At 39.6% G+C, this 17,784-nt stretch carries 16 protein-coding genes and 6 pseudogenes; all 22 read right to left on the bottom strand.

What is annotated here, in order from left to right:
- Positions 1-12: 12 nt before the first annotated feature.
- Positions 13-987, bottom strand: a pseudogene (fliM, locus tag JCM21531_RS08825) (flagellar motor switch protein FliM); the annotation flags it as partial.
- A gap of 12 nt (positions 988-999) precedes the next feature.
- Complete coding sequence (locus JCM21531_RS08820) at positions 1,000-1,503, bottom strand: flagellar basal body-associated FliL family protein (protein WP_038289124.1); 504 nt, start codon at positions 1,501-1,503, stop codon at positions 1,000-1,002.
- A gap of 82 nt (positions 1,504-1,585) precedes the next feature.
- Positions 1,586-1,798, bottom strand: coding sequence for a flagellar FlbD family protein (locus JCM21531_RS08815; protein WP_038289123.1), 213 nt, complete (start codon positions 1,796-1,798; stop codon positions 1,586-1,588).
- A gap of 189 nt (positions 1,799-1,987) precedes the next feature.
- Positions 1,988-3,323, bottom strand: a pseudogene (locus JCM21531_RS08810) (flagellar hook protein FlgE).
- A 163-nt stretch (positions 3,324-3,486) separates the two neighbouring features.
- Positions 3,487-3,875 (bottom strand): annotated as a pseudogene (locus JCM21531_RS08805) (TIGR02530 family flagellar biosynthesis protein).
- A gap of 51 nt (positions 3,876-3,926) precedes the next feature.
- Complete coding sequence (locus JCM21531_RS08800) at positions 3,927-4,859, bottom strand: flagellar hook capping FlgD N-terminal domain-containing protein (protein ID WP_038289121.1); 933 nt, start codon at positions 4,857-4,859, stop codon at positions 3,927-3,929.
- Between the two features lie 15 nt (positions 4,860-4,874).
- On the bottom strand, positions 4,875-5,180 hold the full coding sequence (locus tag JCM21531_RS21525; RefSeq protein ID WP_243467463.1) for a flagellar hook-length control protein FliK: 306 nt from the start codon (positions 5,178-5,180) through the stop codon (positions 4,875-4,877).
- A complete protein-coding gene (locus JCM21531_RS21520) occupies positions 5,141-5,290 on the bottom strand; it encodes a hypothetical protein (RefSeq protein WP_243467462.1) in 150 nt (49 codons plus the stop codon). Before JCM21531_RS21520 ends, JCM21531_RS21525 begins: the two co-directional genes overlap by 40 nt.
- 8 nt (positions 5,291-5,298) lie before the next feature.
- Positions 5,299-5,901: a hypothetical protein gene (locus tag JCM21531_RS21515; RefSeq protein ID WP_243467461.1), complete on the bottom strand. Its 603-nt coding sequence runs from the start codon at positions 5,899-5,901 to the stop codon at positions 5,299-5,301.
- 92 nt (positions 5,902-5,993) lie between these two features.
- Positions 5,994-6,455 (bottom strand): hypothetical protein, encoded by a 462-nt coding sequence (locus JCM21531_RS21510; protein ID WP_243467460.1) that lies wholly within the window; start codon positions 6,453-6,455, stop codon positions 5,994-5,996.
- Positions 6,456-6,499: 44 nt separating this feature from the next.
- Complete coding sequence (locus tag JCM21531_RS08790; protein ID WP_243467459.1) at positions 6,500-7,096, bottom strand: MotE family protein; 597 nt, start codon at positions 7,094-7,096, stop codon at positions 6,500-6,502.
- A gap of 53 nt (positions 7,097-7,149) precedes the next feature.
- Positions 7,150-7,329, bottom strand: coding sequence for a hypothetical protein (locus JCM21531_RS21505; RefSeq protein WP_243467458.1), 180 nt, complete (start codon positions 7,327-7,329; stop codon positions 7,150-7,152).
- Positions 7,330-7,386: 57 nt separating this feature from the next.
- Complete coding sequence (fliJ, locus tag JCM21531_RS08785; RefSeq protein ID WP_038289119.1) at positions 7,387-7,812, bottom strand: flagellar export protein FliJ; 426 nt, start codon at positions 7,810-7,812, stop codon at positions 7,387-7,389.
- A gap of 50 nt (positions 7,813-7,862) precedes the next feature.
- A pseudogene (fliI, locus tag JCM21531_RS08780) lies at positions 7,863-9,175 on the bottom strand (flagellar protein export ATPase FliI).
- A 46-nt stretch (positions 9,176-9,221) separates the two neighbouring features.
- Positions 9,222-10,019, bottom strand: coding sequence for a FliH/SctL family protein (locus JCM21531_RS08775; RefSeq protein WP_038289118.1), 798 nt, complete (start codon positions 10,017-10,019; stop codon positions 9,222-9,224).
- On the bottom strand, positions 10,012-11,034 hold the full coding sequence (gene fliG / locus JCM21531_RS08770) for a flagellar motor switch protein FliG (protein WP_038289116.1): 1,023 nt from the start codon (positions 11,032-11,034) through the stop codon (positions 10,012-10,014). Before fliG ends, JCM21531_RS08775 begins: the two co-directional genes overlap by 8 nt.
- Positions 11,035-11,085: 51 nt before the next feature.
- Positions 11,086-12,642, bottom strand: a complete 1,557-nt coding sequence (fliF, locus tag JCM21531_RS08765) for a flagellar basal-body MS-ring/collar protein FliF (protein WP_038289114.1) — start codon at positions 12,640-12,642, stop codon at positions 11,086-11,088.
- Between the two features lie 86 nt (positions 12,643-12,728).
- The gene (gene fliE / locus JCM21531_RS08760) at positions 12,729-13,031 is read right to left on the bottom strand and encodes a flagellar hook-basal body complex protein FliE (RefSeq protein WP_038289112.1); all 303 of its coding nucleotides are present in this window, start codon (positions 13,029-13,031) and stop codon (positions 12,729-12,731) included.
- An 89-nt stretch (positions 13,032-13,120) separates the two neighbouring features.
- Positions 13,121-13,563: pseudogene (gene flgC, locus JCM21531_RS08755) on the bottom strand (flagellar basal body rod protein FlgC).
- Between the two features lie 6 nt (positions 13,564-13,569).
- Positions 13,570-13,974, bottom strand: a complete 405-nt coding sequence (flgB, locus tag JCM21531_RS08750; RefSeq protein WP_038289111.1) for a flagellar basal body rod protein FlgB — start codon at positions 13,972-13,974, stop codon at positions 13,570-13,572.
- Positions 13,975-14,339: 365 nt separating this feature from the next.
- A pseudogene (gene trmFO, locus JCM21531_RS08745) lies at positions 14,340-15,655 on the bottom strand (methylenetetrahydrofolate--tRNA-(uracil(54)-C(5))-methyltransferase (FADH(2)-oxidizing) TrmFO).
- 1 nt (position 15,656) lies between these two features.
- Positions 15,657-17,765: a type I DNA topoisomerase gene (gene topA / locus JCM21531_RS08740; protein WP_038289162.1), complete on the bottom strand. Its 2,109-nt coding sequence runs from the start codon at positions 17,763-17,765 to the stop codon at positions 15,657-15,659.
- Between the last annotated feature and the right edge of the window lie 19 nt (positions 17,766-17,784).

Raw genomic sequence — 17,784 nt, 5'->3', positions numbered from 1 at the left:
GCTACTCATCCTCCTTCTTATTACTTCGGTTATTTTGACTGCGTTCCTGTTTTTCTTAACTCCAGGAGAACCACGGAATTTCAGCAAGTCTCCCACCAATACCTCAAGATTTCCGTTAACATTTGAATCCAGAGGTATTACGTCTCCCGGCTGCAGTTCAAGAAACTCAGCCACTTGAATCGTTGTTCTTCCCAATATTGCTCTAACAGGTACTCTTGTATGCTCAATTTTCTTCTCAATAGCTTCTTTCGCTTCCTTTGTTGCCTCTTTTTCAACACTGGAGAACCAAAACTTCGTATTTAACTTTGACACTATCGGTTCTACTACAATATGAGGAACACAAAGGTTTATCATTCCTTCAACCTCGCCAATTTTTGCACCTAAAGTAATCAATGCCACTGTCTCATTGGCCGAGACTATCTGTGCAAACTGGGCGTTGGTCTCAATTTTCTCAAGCCTTGGTTTCAATTCCACTACGTTTTCCCACGGCTCTCTCATAAGGTTTACAAGCTGAATGATAATTCTTTCGATAATGGCAATCTCTACTTCTGTAAATTCCCTCATTCTTTCCATCGGCAAGCCTTTTCCGCCGAGAATCCTGTCAATTAATGCATAAGCAACAGGCGGTGCCATTTCAAGGATGATCGAGCCTGTCAGCGGAGCAAAATCGACAACCGCAAGCACTGCAGGATTTGATATTGAGTTGTTGAATTCATAATAAGCTATTGGCTCAACAGAAATAACCTCTACTTGAACAAGAGTCCTCAAATATCCGGAAAGGAAGTTTGTAATAAGTCTTGCATAGTTGTCGTGGATAACATTTAAAGTCCTAATGTGATCCTTGGCAAATTTACTGGGTCTTCTAAAATCGTGGGTTTTTACCTTCCTCTCCTCGATCTTTGAACTGATCTGCTGGACGTCTAATTCACCTGTATTAAGGGCTTTTAGTAAATCGTCAATTTCATTTTGAGACAAAATATCTCCCAAGTTAAGCACCCCCTACTGGTAAAACCACTGATCAAACACAACGGTATATATAATGTCTGAATTTATATTTTCATTTGACAGTAATTGCTCATTCATCATCTTTGTGAGATCTGCCCTGGCTTTTTCCTTTGCATCGGATTTCATAACCTCCTCAAGAGTCAATGATTGGAAGTATGTACCGACAATTTCCTGAAGCTTGCTTTTATTTGACTCTACCTTGGCTGTAGTATCGGAAATGCCTTTAACCTTTGTAAAATAGGACAGCTCAACATTGACAACAATTACAGATATTTTTTTAGGATCTGTACTTTTAAGATTGAACGGAGTCTTTTCTTCAAACAGCTTAACCTTCAGCAAGTCTTTGTCTTTGGGTGTAACAACCACTTTACTTGCTGAATTCGGCCCTTCAGCCCTACCTCCCTGCACGAAGAAGATATATGCTGTCAATAATGTAAGGGCTAACGATAGAAATGCAACTACACCAATGAGAACAAAAAAGCTACTTTTACGCTCCAAATTCTATGCCCCCTTATCTTTGGAATAGATGTAAAAACAGGCATTGCTATTTATAATTAAAAAAGTGAAGAGCGTTAGAATGTTATCGGTCTTGATTGATAAACAAGTCTTTAAAAAGAAAGATTTTTCTTTTATATTGTAACACTTTTTCGACTACTTCTTCAACACTTTCGACAACAACTATTTTTTTCCCTGTAGTTGTTGAAATAATTGTGTCCGGAGTCTGTTCAATAAATTCAATTAAATCACTGTTTAAAATAAAGGCCTTACCATTTAGCTTCGTTAATTTAATCATAATATTTTTACCTCAAAAACTCAATAGAAAATTAATATTTTTTATGAAAATATTACGTTTTTTTCGATTATTTTACGTCAAAATACATCATCCGTCATTTTTCTTTCTAACGCTCACACATTACGTCAACTTATTATATCCGGGAGTGTATGCCTGACAAACCGCCATACACCCCCATCATCCTATATGCTATCTTTTAAGGTTAACAAGTTCCTGAAGCATTTCATCGGAAGTTGTTATTATTCTGCTGTTTGCCTGGAATCCTCTCTGAGTTATAATCATTTCCGTAAACTCTTTTGACAGGTCTACATTGGACATTTCCAATGTACCGGGATTCAAAGTTCCTACGCCTTCCGTTCCTGCCTTGGCACCTTTTTTGAACTCTCGGAGTTGGTAGTCGGAATATACATATTCTCTCCAACCTTTTGAAGGCCGGCCGGGTTGTCAAACTCGCCAGGGCTATAAGTCCCAACGGTTGCTGCTGACCGTTGCTGTAAATACCGGTAATCATTCCGTCAGAACCGATACTGAAGGTTACAAGCGAACCTGCCGGGTATCCGTCTACATTGGTAGGCTTTGCAGAACTGTCTGCCGCATACATTGTAAGTCTTGAAAAGTCAAGCTTCACATTGATATTTTGTGTTCCTACACTACTGGCCGGTATAATTGTTATGCTGGGAGTAACTGCCGAACTCTCAATTACCTGTCCCTCGGTATCAAACAGTATAGACCCGGTAGCTCCCGAAGCCGTAACTCCATTACCCGAATCAACCTGCCATGTCCACTCGGTGGCTCCGCCTGTAACAGCGGTTTTCCAGAAGCTCACATTTATTTTGTAGCTGTTTCCCAAGGAATCATATACCGTTAAAGGCATTGTAAACTTATTGTTATTTACAGTCGAAACGGAAGATGCACCGGATGCTGCACTGGTATAAATTGCATAGGATGCATCCAGATTTCCTTCAAACATGGCATAAGTAGTTGCTTTTGCTGCGATCATTCTTTTATTCTTATTGACGTCATCCGAATAAAGATTTATCGGTTCAATTTGACTTTCGGTATCAAATTTATAGGTTCCGTCAGCCTGCTTTGTATAAGCCTGCCAACCGTAAACATTCATTCCGCTTCCTGTTACAAGGTTTCCCAGCTTGTCTATACCAAAGTTACCTGCCCTTGTAAACTTAAAGGTATCGGCAGTTCCGCCTTTTACAATAAAGAAGCCGTCTCCCTCGATTGCAAGGTCGGTAGGATTATCGGTTCTTTGAACACTTCCGCGGGTCATAAGGGTATCAATGGTCGCAACCCCCAAACCCAAACCTACCTGCATAGGGTTCGTGCCTCCTCTTCCGGTAGTTGTATCAGGAGAACCGGCACCCTTTAAAGTCTGACTGAAAACTTCCTGAAACGTTACTCTGCTTGATTTAAAACCTACAGTATTCACGTTAGCTACATTGTTTCCTATAACGTCCATCTTTGTCTGGTGCGCCTGGAGTCCTGAAACTCCGGAAAACATGGATCTCATCATAATAAACGACCTCCTTCTTCTACGGTCAAGTATAATTATCAACTGTTGCTGCATCGTTCTATTCCTTCTGTCAGTCCGGAATAGGTAGCCTCCCTGAAGGGTCCGGCCACAAGTTTGGCATCAAATACTGTATCGTATATTTCTTCCATTTTCTTTAAAAGTATTATGCAAATACAGCTCCGTCGATGTTTGTGAATACGTTTTCTTTTAGCTCATTACTGTTTACTGCGGTAATAACTGTCCTGTTCCGTACGTTTACAACGAAGGCAATATCATCTATCAGCACCAAGGAGTCCTTTACTCCTTTTTCTTCCGCCTTCTGTACGGCTTTTGATATCTTTTCCTTTTGGGCATCCGTAAGATTAATGTTTCTTGCTTGAAGTCTCATTTCGGCATGTTTTGAGAATTTTAACTGGCAATTTTCATTTACCTTGCTCTTTAAAATATCCTCAAACTTTCCTGCACCTTTCTTTCAGGCTTGCCGGTTGATATTGTTCCGCGACTTCCATTAATCTTACCAATATTGGTATAAAAATTATTATTAATAATCACACTATCACCTCACCTACCTATGATGTCATATTCCCTCCGACGTTTTAGGCCCTATACATTACCGGGTTCTTCATTTTGAGGTTCTCCGTCTTGAGGTTCTTCAACCTGAGGGTTCTTTTCCGTACCGTCATCCACGATTGAATTTGCAGACGGTCTCTTTATATTGCTGATACTGTCCACAGGTACATATACCTCATCCAAAACTCCGGTGATTTTACCGTCAGGTGCTATATTGAAATCTCTAAGAATTCCGGTAACGGGAACCTGAAGTCCGTAACCGTATGCATCGGTAATTACCAGAGAAACTTTTTTGCCTATGTTTTCCTCAAGGTAATCCTTTTTAAAGTTCGGATCCGCCGAATTTACTTTAGTGTCTACTGCAGCTATTGTTACCTTTACGCCATCCATTACGGCATAGTTTTCATAAACACCTCTTTGAATTTCTTTTACAATTCCGCTTACTCCGATAATATCTCCGGTAGCAGGATCATAAACACTTCCCTTTACTTCATAGCCAATAATTCCGGTATATTGGGATATATTAGAACTACTGAACTGTCCATATTCTTCCGAAACAGTAAGCACATTTTCCACCGGAATATCCAAACCATCGACTACCAAAAGGGTTTTTCCGCCTTCCATTTTCACGCTGCGTACAATGCCCTCCACAAAGCTGGCCTCTGAACTGCTGCCGTTAGTCTTATTGGCAGTTATGTATTTTCCTATCATGCCAAAAGCCTTTGTAGCAGAAAAGCTTGTATTAAGGTTCTGCATTTGCTCTAAGGCACTGAACTGCGCCATCTGACTGATAAACTCTTTGTCGTCCACCGGATTTAAAGGGTCTTGATATTGAAGCTGTGTTATGAGGAGGTTTAAAAACTCATCTTTGCCCAGTTCTCCGGTCTTCCTTTGATTTGACTTGTTTGCGGTACTATCGATGATCTCCTGAATGGTCTTTTGATGACTTACAGCATCTATTGCCATTATGATTCCTCCTTGCTATGCCGTTAAATTAATACTGCTGCCCTCATAACCGTATGGATTGATGCTTTGATGAATCTTCTGCATCCTTTCAACGCCGGCCACATCCGAAACCTGCAGTTTTTCGTTGGAAATCCTTTGGTTAGCAGTTCCCTTATTCATTTCGTCTCTGCCGTCTTCCCGCCTTTTGTTGTCCCCGACTGTGACACTAAATCCTTCTACCGAAAAGCCTTGCTTTTCCAAGGACTCCTTGAGCATATTCATGTTTGATTCCAAAGCTGCTTTTACCTGCTCATTCTCTGCAACAAATTTGGCAATAACCATACCTCTTTCAGTAACAATTTTAATTCCAGTTTGCCAAGGTGTTCCGGCTTTAAGTCAATGACCATTTCACTTTTATCACCGCTTAATACCACTTTCGCCTTTTCAACCACCTGCTGAACTATTTCCTTCTTTGTGATAGGGATAGTATTTTGGACTTTTTCCACTTCAGCCTGACCTGTTGCTTTTTGAATGCTTGAGTTTGAAACTGCTTCAAACTGTCCGTCGTTACTGTTTCTTGCAGCAAATTCCGGCTCAATACCCTTTGAAGCCATAGACGATGCTTCTTTGCCAGCCTCTCTTCCGTGCCGGCATTGCCTTTCTCATCCGAAGAGGATTTAACCTCTCTGATATTGCTGCTGTCTTCTGCGCCGGTCTTTAAGACAACCTCTTCAATACTCTCATCATTTGTGTCCATTGCTTTCAATCCGGCTGCGTTTTTATCCTCTTCCAACACTTCTACAACTTTAGCAGCAATCTGTCTTATAAAACCGTCAGGTTCTTCATCGAGTTTGTCTTTTATTTCCTTTAAAGCTTCGGAAATACCCAGTTTATTTTTTAGCACCGATGCATCCTCCGCCAACTCTGATTCTGCATTTTCAAACTCCATGCCGTTTTGTGTGCTTTCATTATTCATGCTGTATTCTACGGCATCAACTTCGGCCCCCTTACCCATGAAAGCCTGTTCAACTTCCTTTTGGACAAGAGTTACTATCTTTGACAAGGTCATTTCCTCATCAGAGCTTAAACCAAGATATTCGGAAATTTTACTAGCGGCTATTTCGGCTCCAACTTCACTGCTAATGTCTCCAAGGTTTATTCCAATTGTGCCATGAGCCTTTCCAACTCTTTAGAACTTATTCCAAGAACTTCTGAAAGAGCTTTCACCATAGCCTTTTCCTTTAGCTTTTTATCATTTTCGATTTCGCCTTCAATGGATTTTTCCTTCGGGGAAGTTGTGCGTTCTGCCTTGTCCTGTGTTCTAGATGTCATTTTATTGGATGCTTTTTCAAAAGGCTTGCTTCTGTCGACCCTTTTTTCCTTTGCTTCCAATGCATCCTGAGAGATTTTGCTTTGCAGATTTTGATAGTCCCTGCCTCTTATATCCATTGCATTTTTATAACTGCTGCTTTGTCTCTCATTCGACTTCTCAACAGCCAGGTTAAGAGTATCCTTAAACTGCGATGACGAGCTTTTTCTCACGTCGGACGGCTTTTGCACCTCTTTGGACATATTCATCTTTGAAATAAAGTCAGGAATTAGATTTTGAGTTATCATTTTTTCACCTCCTTTCGATAATTGTGCAAATATATGAAAAGTTTCTATTTGTCAAATTCAACTCCATATACCTTTGAAAGCTTTTCTGTGACCTTTGCCGCATAGTTTTTACTCATTTCCGATATAATTTCGGCAGCCACATCTTTCTTCATATTTTTTAATGTATAGGCAACCAAGTCCAGTTGTGAATCGCCCAGCTCCTCAAATATTTTCGCAGAAGCTTTGGTGTCCATTTTTTCATATAACTGGGCAAATTCCTTTGCCTTTTGATCAGCTTTTTCTTCACTGAGTATCTTTTCATAAAGGCTTTGGGCCAGTTCCTCGTTCATATTTTCATAGAATTCCTTAAATCCCTCTTTATCTTCTTGCACCATAAGCTCCTCTGCTTTTCTAAGCTCCTCTTCATATTTAGCCCTTTTAGCTTCCATTTCCCCTTTTATCTTCTCATTTTCATTCCTCAATGCCTCAAAATCGGTCTGAGATTTCTTAAGCTCTTCAAAAGCTTTTTCCGTCTCCTCAAGCTTCTTTGCAAGCTCGCTGTTTTCCTTTCGGAACTGGTTGTATTTTTCAATCAGTTCTTCTATTTTGAGATTCTTCGGATCAAGGGGATCATATTCCGCCGGAGGAGGAGGTAAAGCCATTTTAAGAACAGGAATATCTTTAATATTGTTTCTGTATTTTTCCGCAAGTCCGTTTACATTGTTCCTGATAATAATGAAAAAACCCCTCCGACAACACTAACTATAACAATCAGTGTTACCAACAGCACAAGCAGCCCAAACAGAAAACCACTTCTTTTAACTTCCTTTTTCTCAGTTCCGCTTCCTTGCGCTTCAGGGTTTTTAATAGTTTCTTGAATCTTTTCTTTTGCCATGTCTCTCTCCCAATAGCATTATTTATAGTATTGTTTAATGTAATTAACTACTTACTACTACTCTTCCGAATTGCTTATATTAAAGCTTACAATCTCGTCATTGAGCTTTTGCTCTTCCTTAACTTGGTCTTTTAAATACTCTTCAAACTTCTTTTCCCTAAGCTTTTCAAGCACTTTTCGCTCCTGCATGGCTTTAATCAGCTTATCTCTATATTTATCGACAACTAGCTGTGCCTTCTTAATATTTTCTTTTTGAAGCTTTACCCTGTTACTAAGATAAGATATATACGTATTGTACTCTCGAAGCTCTCCTACCGATATGCCTTCCCAGGACTTGCTGTTTACGCTGTGGACATATTCATCCATCTCTTTATTGAGCCTGTTTAATATATCCTTTTGCCTCTCCAATTCCTGGACTGCTCTTCCCAGATCATTTTTAAGACCGTTTTCTATTTGAATTTTCAGGTTCAGCAGAGTCTGCATTCTGAAAACAAACTTTCCACAATCATCACCCGCCCTGCTCACCTATGCTATCAAAACAACACACTTTTCATCAAATTTATTGTCTCGTCATAAGAGTATCGGTCATGGACACCCTGTTCAATAAACTCCAGTATCTTGTCAATTACCTCAATGGCATAGTCAATTTTTTTATTGCTTCCTCTGGCATAAGCACCGACATTAATCAAGTCCTCAGCCTCTCTGTATACCGCCATGGTCTTTTTAATATTGTTTGCAATCTCTTTATGTTCATCGGTTACTATGTCCGGCATAACCCTGCTTACACTTGCCAAAACATCAATTGCAGGATACTGGTTTTTGTTTGCCAGATTCCTGGACAAAACAATATGCCCGTCAAGAATTCCTCTGGCGGTATCCGTTACAGGTTCAGTCAGGTCATCACCGTCAACCAATACGGTATACAGTCCGGTAATCGATCCCGATTGAGAATTCCCAGCTCTTTCGAGGAGCTTTGGCATTACAGAAAACACTGAAGGAGTATAACCTCTTGAAACCGGCGGTTCACCAATTGAGAGCCCAATTTCCCTCTGTGCCATGGCAAACCTCGTAAGGGAATCCATCAACAAAAGTACGTCTTTTCCCTGATCTCTGAAGTACTCTGCTATAGCTGTTGCCATAAGGGCCCCTTTAAGCCGGATAAGGGCAGGCTGGTCGGAAGTTGCAACCACCACCACGGACCTTTTTAAACCTTCCTCTTTTAGGTCCTTTTCAATAAACTCCCTTACTTCTCTTCCTCTTTCTCCAATAAGGCAATTACATTAACATCTGCCTTTGTATTTCTCGCAATCATACCGATTAAGGTACTCTTTCCCACGCCGCTTCCTGCAAAAATACCTATTCTCTGACCCTTGCCCACAGTTAAAAGACCATCTATAGTTTTTACCCCCAAGGGCAAAGGATCTTTGATTCTATTCCTTTGAAGGGGATGCGGCGGTTTATTGTCAACGGGATACGTATTCTCGGTAACAATCGCACCCTTGCCGTCAATGGGCCTTCCTGTTCCGTCAATTACTCTTCCGATAAGTGCACTGCCGACTCCCACTGACAAATAATCCCTTGTTGCCACCACTTTGCTTCCGGGACCTATTCCGTTCATGTCTCCTAAGGGCATGAGTAGCACCTTGTTATCCCGAAACCCCACCACTTCTGCAGATATAATTTTATTTTCCCTTAACGCATTTATCTTGCAGATTTCTCCAATATTAACCTCGGGGCCGTTGGATTCGATTGTCAATCCTACAACCTTGGAGACTTTTCCGGTATACTCAATAAAATCCTTATTATCCAAGACATCATAGTATTTTGAAAAATCAATGGCCGCCATAAAGCTTCCCCATTCCAGATTGATTGTTTTATGCGTGAAATGTAAATTATTTTCGACTTGCCAATACCTTGAAAAATGCTTCTTCAATCTTTTTAAGTTTAGTATCCATTCCGGCATCTACACTTCCGTAAGGTGTTTCCAATATCAACGCCCCTAGCTTTAATGCTTGATCCTTTACAATTTCAAGCTGTCCTATTCCTTCAACCGTCGAAAGAATCCTATCTTTGTTTTCAACTATAAAATCATAGTCCGCCAAAGAAACCTTCAGCGTTATGCTTTCCCTGTTAGAACATCTTTCAAATGCCTGTGCAATCATTTCCAAAAGTTTATCTTTGTTCATGCTGATCTCAGTACCGATAACTTTTCTGGAAATGTCCAGAATAACATTCATTGCATCCTTTTCAATGCCTTGAAGCGTTTCCTTATATTCCTTCAATGCATTTTCTCTGATTAACTCTGCCTCCTGCAGCAAATCCTCATACTGATTTTTGGCTTCTTCATATCCCTTTTCAAATCCTCTTTGCCTACTGTCTTCCTCTATTTCGGCTATTAACTGCATTCCCTTTTCCCGAGCTTCCTCCAATATTTTGGCAGCCTCAAGCTCGGCTTGTTTGATTATTTCCTCTGCCTCTTTTTCGGCTTTTTCCAAAATTTCCTTTTCATTAACAACCTTTTCATTTTCACACTTTTTGCCGAAAATCTCAGACTTTTCATTTATACAGGAATCAAAATCGATTTCCGATTCTTTAACCCTTTTAATGTTCTGATAATTAATAGGAACTTTGATCTGAACGGGAATTCCAATATTTATTTGACTACTCTTAAATATTTTATTGCTATACAATTACATCATCTCCTCCGCCTCTGGAGATTACAATCTCTCCGGCGTCTTCGAGCTTTCTAATGACATTAACAATCTTCTGCTGAGCCTCATCAACATCCTTAATTCTTACAGGACCCATAAATTCCATATCCTCTTTCACCATTTCAGCCATACGCTTGGACATATTGGCGAAAATCTTGCTCTGAACTTCCTCTTTAGTTCCTTTAAGAGCAATGGCAAGCTGATTGTTGTCAACTTCACGCAGGAACCTTTGAATGGAACGATTGTCCAGAGTAAGTATATCTTCGAATACAAACATTCTTTTCTTGATTTCTTCGGCAAGATCGGTATCTTCAACTTCCAGAGTTTCCATAATGTATTTTTCGGTTCCTCTGTCAACGTTATTCAAAATATCAACAATTGCCTGTACACCACCGGCTGCAGTAAAGTCTTCGGTAACAATGGACGAAAGCTTTTTCTCAAGTACCCGCTCAACCTCTTTTATTACCTCAGGGGATGTCCTGTCCATCGTTGCTATTCTCCTTGCAACATCTGCCTGTTTTTCCTGAGGAAGTGCAGACAATACAATTGATGACTGCTGAGGTTTCAAATATGACAAAATCAATGCTATTGTCTGAGGATGCTCATTTTGTATAAAGTTTATAAGCTGTGAAGGGTCTGCCTTCCTTACAAAGTCAAAAGGTCTGACCTGAAGGGACACTGTCAGCTTGTTTAAAACATCCAGTGCCTTTTGAGTGCCCAGAGCCTTCTCGAGTATTTCCTTTGCATAGCTTATACCACCCTCGGCAATATAATTCTGTGCAAGACATATCTGGTAGAATTCCTCCAACACCTTTTCCTTATCTTCGGGGCTTACTGTTCTGATATTTGCAATTTCAAGGGTTAACTGCTCAATTTCATCATCTTTCAGGTGTTTGAAAATTTCTGCCGATCTCTCAGGCCCAAGAGCAATTAATAACATTGCTGCTTTTTCTTTTCCGGATAGTTCTGTTTTTGCTGCTCCACCTCGAGCCACAATAATACCCCCTAAACCTGTTGTTCTTTTGTGACAAGTCGTCAAAACCTGTTAATCCCAGTCTTCAGACAGCCAATTTCTAAGAAGTTGTGCAACTGACTCTGGCTTTTGTTTTACAAAATTCTCAATCTGCTTCTTAATTTCGGATTGCTCTTCAAAGCTTATTTCAGGCAATTCATCTTCTTCAAGTGCATTAAGATTAGGACCACCTGCTGTAGCAAGTTCCGGTGCCAGTTGCGGCGTCTCTTTCTTTCTAGGCATTACTGAAATCATTAGTGCAATTATTAATATAATCAATAGTGCAAAGAAACCATAATCATCTATAAACTGTTTTACTCTGTCGGACATTGGCACTACTACTTCTTCCAAAGGTGCCAGTTTTTGCTTGTTAACCGTTATTTTTGCAACAGGAATTCCTGTAGCATTACTCAAACCTTGTTTAAACTGCTCTATAAATTCATCTGTCAACTTGCTGTCATCGGAAACTCTATTTCCATACCACAGGGCAACAGTCATTGATGACTCTTTAAAATTCATTGTCCCTATGGCTTTTTCTTCCGCCGTCAATGTCTCGGTAAATATTCTGTTAATTATTTCAGACTTGCTTTCATAAGAAGAGTTTCCCCCTCCGTCTATGGGGTAAGTCGGGACCTCTCCGGTTCCCGGATTGGCATCCATCCCCGGTGCACCGTTTTGATTTCCGTTTATAAGCTCCTCTGTCTTTCTTTCTTCACTGACTATTGCCTCATCCAATCCGGTAGGCTTTTCAATTTCTTTTCTGTTTTTTGTGACTTTATCCAAATCTAAAACCGGATTTACAGCAACGCTTATAAAATCGTAGCTGTCCGAACGGCCGGAATACAGATTTTTTATATTCTTCTCGAGTTCTTCTTTTATACGGAGCTTAAGTTTGTACTGGCTAGAGGGTATATTCATGCCATCTGACAAATCCTGATTCAATATATTAAAATTATTGTCTACAACCGTTACATTTTTGGGATCCAATCCTTCTATAGACGAGGCAACTACCATGACAATTCCTTCAACCTGTTCAGGAGTTATTTCTCCTTTAGGGTTTATCCTTACAGATGCTTTTGCCTCACTCTTTTTCTCAATGAAAAACATAGAGTCTTCCGGTATCGTAAGCTCGACATCAGCATCTTTTACATTATCAAACATCTTGAGTTTCGCAATAAGACTGTTTTTCTTAAAATTCTGCCATAGCTGCTTTTTATCACTCTCGGAAGAACTTACTTTTAGGAGGCTCCAGGCATCCTCAAAGGTCATCCCTGTCTCAGTGAGGCCTGTGGATGCAAGAGCAAACTCAGCTTTATTCTTGTCCTTTGAGTCAACAAGAATACGCTTCCCCTCTCCATGCTTATATTTTATATTTTTTTCTTTAAGAGCTTCTTCGATTGCAGAAATGCTTTCCGGATCTTCAACTGTAATGAGAGGGACGTATGTAGTCCTTGTAAGCATTACTATGGCGAGTGTAAGTACAATTACCAAAATACCGGAAGTTACGAGAAGTCTTGTTTTTTGTGACTTGTCAAGGTTTTTCCAAAAGTCAGTCACCTGCTGCTGCATTCTTGATAGTACCTCTGGCATGAATCCACCACCTTAGTCAACGGTTATCATCTTTTGTGACATTTACGCAACCTGTATAGAAGTGCACACATAAAAATATTCACTGCTTAAATCTGCATTCTCATTATTTCATTATAAGCATCTAAAATTTTATTCCTGATTTGCAATGTAAATTGAAGAGCTATATCTGCTTTTTGCGCAGCAATCATAACCTCATGAATATTGTCGGTTTTACCCGCTACAAAATCCTCGGTAATAGCTTTTGACTGTTTTTCAAGTTCATCTACCTGCTTTATGGCGTTCTTCAAATAATCGCCAAAGGATTCCTCAATACTTTCATTCTTTTTACCCACCGTATAATCAATTCTTGATACTGCAGGAGATATTAAATCAATACTATTTACAGCCATAATATCCTCCTTAAATAACGTCATCGAATTTCCACATCTTAAATTTCGGTTACATAACATTACGCCATAAGAGCTTTTATTTCATCGGGTTATCTTCCGATTTCCAGCGCCTTCATCGCCATACCCTTTGTAGTGTTAATAGATGTTATATTTGCTTCATATGCCCTTGTTGCAGAAATCATATTCACCATTTCCGTAACAACATCAACATTTGGCATTAAAACATAACCTCTTCATCCGCATCCGGATGTCCGGGATCATATACTCTTTTAAACGGAGATCTGTCTTCCACTATTCCGGTAACCCTTACTCCTCCGCCTGCCGACTTTCCTTTACTGCTATTTGCTAAATATTCGGAAAATGAAGCTTGAGAAGTTTTTTCCTCAAACAGCACCGTCTTTCTTCTATAGGGCTGTCCGTTTTCTGTCCTTGTAGTATTTGCATTTGCAATATTCTGTGAGATTGTATCCATCCTGAGTCTTTGGGCAGTAAGAGCAGATGCGCTTATATCAAGAGAACTGAAATATCCCATAATTTATTATCTCCCTTCTTTAATGACAGACTTGATCTTATTGAAATCACCGCTGATTCTTTGTGTGATCAGATAATATTTAATAGTATTTTTCGCCATTTGTGCCATTTCATCTTCAATATCGACATTATTTTCATCAAGTCTCATTGAAACTGCACTTTTATCCTCAGAAACCTTAATGTCTACATCCATAACATCTCTGGCACCTACCGGTATATGTTCCGGCCGTGTCCTTATACCTTTAATGCTTCCTCTTGCATTATTCAAATACTCCTCGAAAGCAACTGTCTTTCTTTTATAACCCGGGGTGTCAACATTCGCTATGTTCTGTGAAATAGCTTCGTTTCGTAACAATGCTGCATCCAACGATTTTTCAAGTACATTCGTTCCTGTAAGAATTCTGCTTAGCATTGGATACACCTCCTATGTATTTTCACTTTGCTTTCAAATAAGAACAAAATACTTCTCAGTATAATTCGACATATAAATATATTTTCCTGCATCAATTGTTTCAGTTACAACGGTATTATTAACCATATAATCACACAGGAATACTTCCAATTATTTTTATCGGATTTTTGCGGAAAATAAACATACACATGTACAAAAAATACTCTTGAACCCTATAAAGATTAAATAAAGAAAATCAAAAAAGAACTGCCAAAACTTGACTAATACATAAAATACCATTGCTTATAATGATATTATCACAACTTATAAAAAAACAACTATTTTAATATAAAATTATCATAATAATTTTTTATTGCTAAATAATTTTATTTTTCCAAATACCTTGAAACATATTCTTTCAAATTGTCTAAAGCCCTCATTGCCGTCTCATAATTTCTTTTTCTTTTATCCCGTATTTTAAGCGGAAGGCTTTCCATAATTCCGAAATTCACATTCATGGGTTGAAAATCCTTCACACTTTTATCGGAAATATAATGGCTTAAAGCCCTATTGCAGTACTTCTCGGAAATATGACCCGTTCTCTTCCCAGAAAATCCATAGAAGCATTAATACCCGCTATCATGCCTGAAGATGCCGATTCCACATATCCTTCCACACCGGTAATCTGTCCGGCAAAATAGATATTAGAAGCCTTTTTTAAGGCTGTATGCGGCATCCAAAAGCATTGGCGAATTTATAAAAGTATTTCTGTGCATTACACCATACCTTACAAATTCAGCATTCTCAAGTCCCGGTATCAATCTAAACACCTTTTTTGCTCCGGCCACTTAAGTCTGGTTTGAAAACCTACTATATTATACATAGTTCCTTCGCTGTTGTCCTGCCTCAACTGAACAACCGCATAGGGTTCTTTTCCGGTATTGGGGTCAGTAAGCCCCACAGGTTTTAAAGGACCGAACCTTAAAGTATCAATTCCTCTTTTGGCCATGGTTTCAACCGGCATGCATCCTTCAAAAACCACTTCACGGTCAAAGTCCTTTACTTCTGCAAGTTCTGCATTTACCAACTCATTCCAGAAATTGTCGTACTCATCCTTATTCATGGGACAGTTTATATAATCATCCGTCCCCCTTCCATAGCGTGCAGCCTTAAATGCCTTGCTCATGTCTATTGACTCGAAAGTAACAATAGGAGCGGCAGCATCAAAAAAATGAAGATAGCCCTCTCCGATAAAATCTGCCAAGTGCTTTGACAAACTTTCGGATGTAAGGGGACCGGTAGCAACGATTGTTATCCCTTCCTTCGGAAGCTTCTCTACCTCTTCGTTTATTATTTCTATATTTTCGTTTTGCTTAATAAGCTCCGTCACCATTTGAGAAAACTTGCTTCTATCCACCGCCAAAGCTCCTCCGGCAGGTACTTGGACATTGTCTGCACATTTCATAATTATGGAGTCCAAAAGCCTCATTTCTTCTTTTAAAAGCCCTACCGCATTTTCCAACTGGTTTGAACGCAGAGAATTGCTGCAAACCAGCTCTGCAAAAGTATCCATATGATGTGCCGGAGAATATTTTTTCGGCTTCATTTCAAAAAGCTTTACTTTTATTCCTCTTTTCGCAATCTGCCATGCTGCCTCGCATCCTGCAAGTCCTGCTCCTATTACATTTATATAATCAGCCATACTATTCCTCTTCTTCCTGTTTTCCATCTGTTTTTGCAAAATCACAGTTTTCATTGCTGCATCTTAGCTGCACCTTTTTGCCGGAATATTTTTTAAGCAGAAAACTCCCGCAATTTGGGCAACTTTCCTTTGACGGCATATCCCAAGTCATAAAATCACATTTAGGATCACCGTTGTTGTTCTCACACCCAAGATATTTCCTTCCTTTTCTTGTCTTCTTAATATATACCTTGCCGCCGCATTTAGGACAGGTAACACCGGCATCCTCCAAAATAGGCTTGGCGTTTCTGCACTCCGGAAAACCCGGACAAGCCAGAAATCTTCCGTTTTTGCCCATCTTGATTACCATATTTCTTCCGCATTTCTCGCAAATTTCATTTGTTACCTCATCGGGAATTTCAATATTTCCTATCTTTTCTTCCGCATCCTTAAGGACATTGACAAACTGTGAATAGAAGTTTTTCATTACATCTACCCATTTTTTTTCGCCTTCTTCAACTTCATCAAGTTTTTTCTCCATCTGAGCGGTAAATTCAACATCAACAATATCCTGAAAATAGTTTTTCATAATATCCGTTACTATTTTGCCAAGTTCGGTAGGAATTAATGTTTTTCCTTCCTTTACTATATAACCCCGGGCTAAAATAGTTGTAATAGTAGGAGCATAAGTACTCGGTCTTCCTATGCCTTTTTCCTCTAAAGCCTTAACCAGACTTGCTTCCGTATATCTTGGAGGCGGCTGTGTAAAATGCTGCTTCGGTTCAATCTTTTTCTGCTTTAAGTTTTCTCCTTCTGTAAGCTCGGGAATAATGATTTCTCCTTCTTCCGACTCTTCATCCTTGCCCTCCTGATACAGGACCGTAAATCCCGGGAACTTAACAGTGGAACCGCTTGCCTTAAAAAGATATTTTCCGGCTTCAATATCAGCATTTATAGTGTCATATACCGCCGGTGCCATCTGGCTGGCTACAAATCTATCCCATATAAGCTTATACAAACGGTATTGTTCCTTGGACAACGATTCTTTTACAGACTCCGGATCCATTTCAACCGATGTTGGCCTGATGCACTCATGGGCATCCTGGGAGGCTGATTTATTTTTATAGATATTCCTTTCTTTTGGAAGATAACTCTCTCCAAACTTTTCTTTTATATACTCTGCAGCTTGGTTTTGCGCCTCTTCAGATACTCTTGTGGAATCTGTACGAATATAGGTAACAAGACCCACTGCGCCAACACCCTTAACTTCAATTCCTTCATACAGCTGCTGCGCCACTATCATAGTCTTTTTAGTCGAAAAACCCAGCTTTCTGGAGGCTTCCTGCTGCATTGTACTGGTGGTAAACGGTGCGTTCGGATTTTTCTTTTTCTCACCTTTTTTAACTTTCTGCGCCACAAACACTGCATCTTTTATGTCATCTAAAATTTTTTTGACTTCCTCTTCACTCGTAAGTTCACTCTTTTTATTGCCCAAGCCGTAGAATTTAGCGTCAAAAGAAGTCTTTACTCCTTCCTTTAAAAGCTTCGCAGTAATAGTCCAGTATTCCTCTGGTACAAACTTTTCAATTTCTTCCTCTCTGTCGCATATAAGCCTTGTTGCAACCGACTGAACCCTTCCTGCACTCAATCCTTTTTTAACCTTTTTCCAAAGCAGCGGGCTTATCTTGTATCCCACAATTCTGTCCAGCACCCTTCTTGCCTGCTGGGCATCAACCAGGTCCATGTTGATTTCTCTGGGTGACTTTATGGCGTTCTTAACAGCATTTTTGGTTATCTCATTAAATGTTACCCTGCATTTTTCTTTTTGATCTATGTTAAGCAAATTAGCCAAATGCCATGAAATAGCCTCCCCCTCACGGTCAGGGTCGGTTGCAAGATATATGGTGTTTGCGTTTTTTGCTTCCTTTTTAAGTTTTGAAATTATTTCGCCTTTTCCTCTTATTGTAATGTACTTGGGAGCAAAATCATTTTCTATATCGACCCCCATCTGACTTTTGGGAAGATCTCTCACGTGTCCGACAGAAGCAACTATCTTATATCCTTTACCCAAGAACTTCCCGATAGTATTTGCCTTCGCGGGAGACTCAACAATAACCAATTTATCAGCCATCTTTTTCCTCCACTTTTTT

The organism is Acetivibrio straminisolvens JCM 21531 (genome assembly GCF_000521465.1).
Taxonomy (GTDB): Bacteria; Bacillota; Clostridia; order Acetivibrionales; family Acetivibrionaceae; genus Hungateiclostridium; species Hungateiclostridium straminisolvens.
The sequence above is the reverse complement of the archived record's forward strand: the minus strand, read 5'-3'. Positions and strand labels throughout refer to the sequence as shown.

Excerpts from the sequence above, each read along its gene's own strand:
- JCM21531_RS08815 (WP_038289123.1), bottom strand. The coding sequence starts at position 1,798 with ATGATTAAATTAACGAAGCTAAATGGTAAGGCCTTTATTTTAAACAGT.
- JCM21531_RS08800 (WP_038289121.1), bottom strand. The coding sequence starts at position 4,859 with ATGGCAATAGATGCTGTAAGTCATCAAAAGACCATTCAGGAGATCATC.
- JCM21531_RS21525 (WP_243467463.1), bottom strand. The coding sequence starts at position 5,180 with ATGGTTATTGCCAAATTTGTTGCAGAGAATGAGCAGGTAAAAGCAGCT.
- JCM21531_RS21510 (WP_243467460.1), bottom strand. The coding sequence starts at position 6,455 with ATGATAACTCAAAATCTAATTCCTGACTTTATTTCAAAGATGAATATG.
- JCM21531_RS08790 (WP_243467459.1), bottom strand. The coding sequence starts at position 7,096 with ATGGCTTTACCTCCTCCTCCGGCGGAATATGATCCCCTTGATCCGAAG.
- JCM21531_RS21505 (WP_243467458.1), bottom strand. The coding sequence starts at position 7,329 with ATGGCAAAAGAAAAGATTCAAGAAACTATTAAAAACCCTGAAGCGCAA.
- fliJ (WP_038289119.1), bottom strand. The coding sequence starts at position 7,812 with ATGCAGACTCTGCTGAACCTGAAAATTCAAATAGAAAACGGTCTTAAA.
- fliF (WP_038289114.1), bottom strand. The coding sequence starts at position 12,642 with ATGCCAGAGGTACTATCAAGAATGCAGCAGCAGGTGACTGACTTTTGG.
- fliE (WP_038289112.1), bottom strand. The coding sequence starts at position 13,031 with ATGGCTGTAAATAGTATTGATTTAATATCTCCTGCAGTATCAAGAATT.
- flgB (WP_038289111.1), bottom strand. The coding sequence starts at position 13,974 with ATGCTAAGCAGAATTCTTACAGGAACGAATGTACTTGAAAAATCGTTG.
- topA (WP_038289162.1), bottom strand. The coding sequence starts at position 17,765 with ATGGCTGATAAATTGGTTATTGTTGAGTCTCCCGCGAAGGCAAATACT.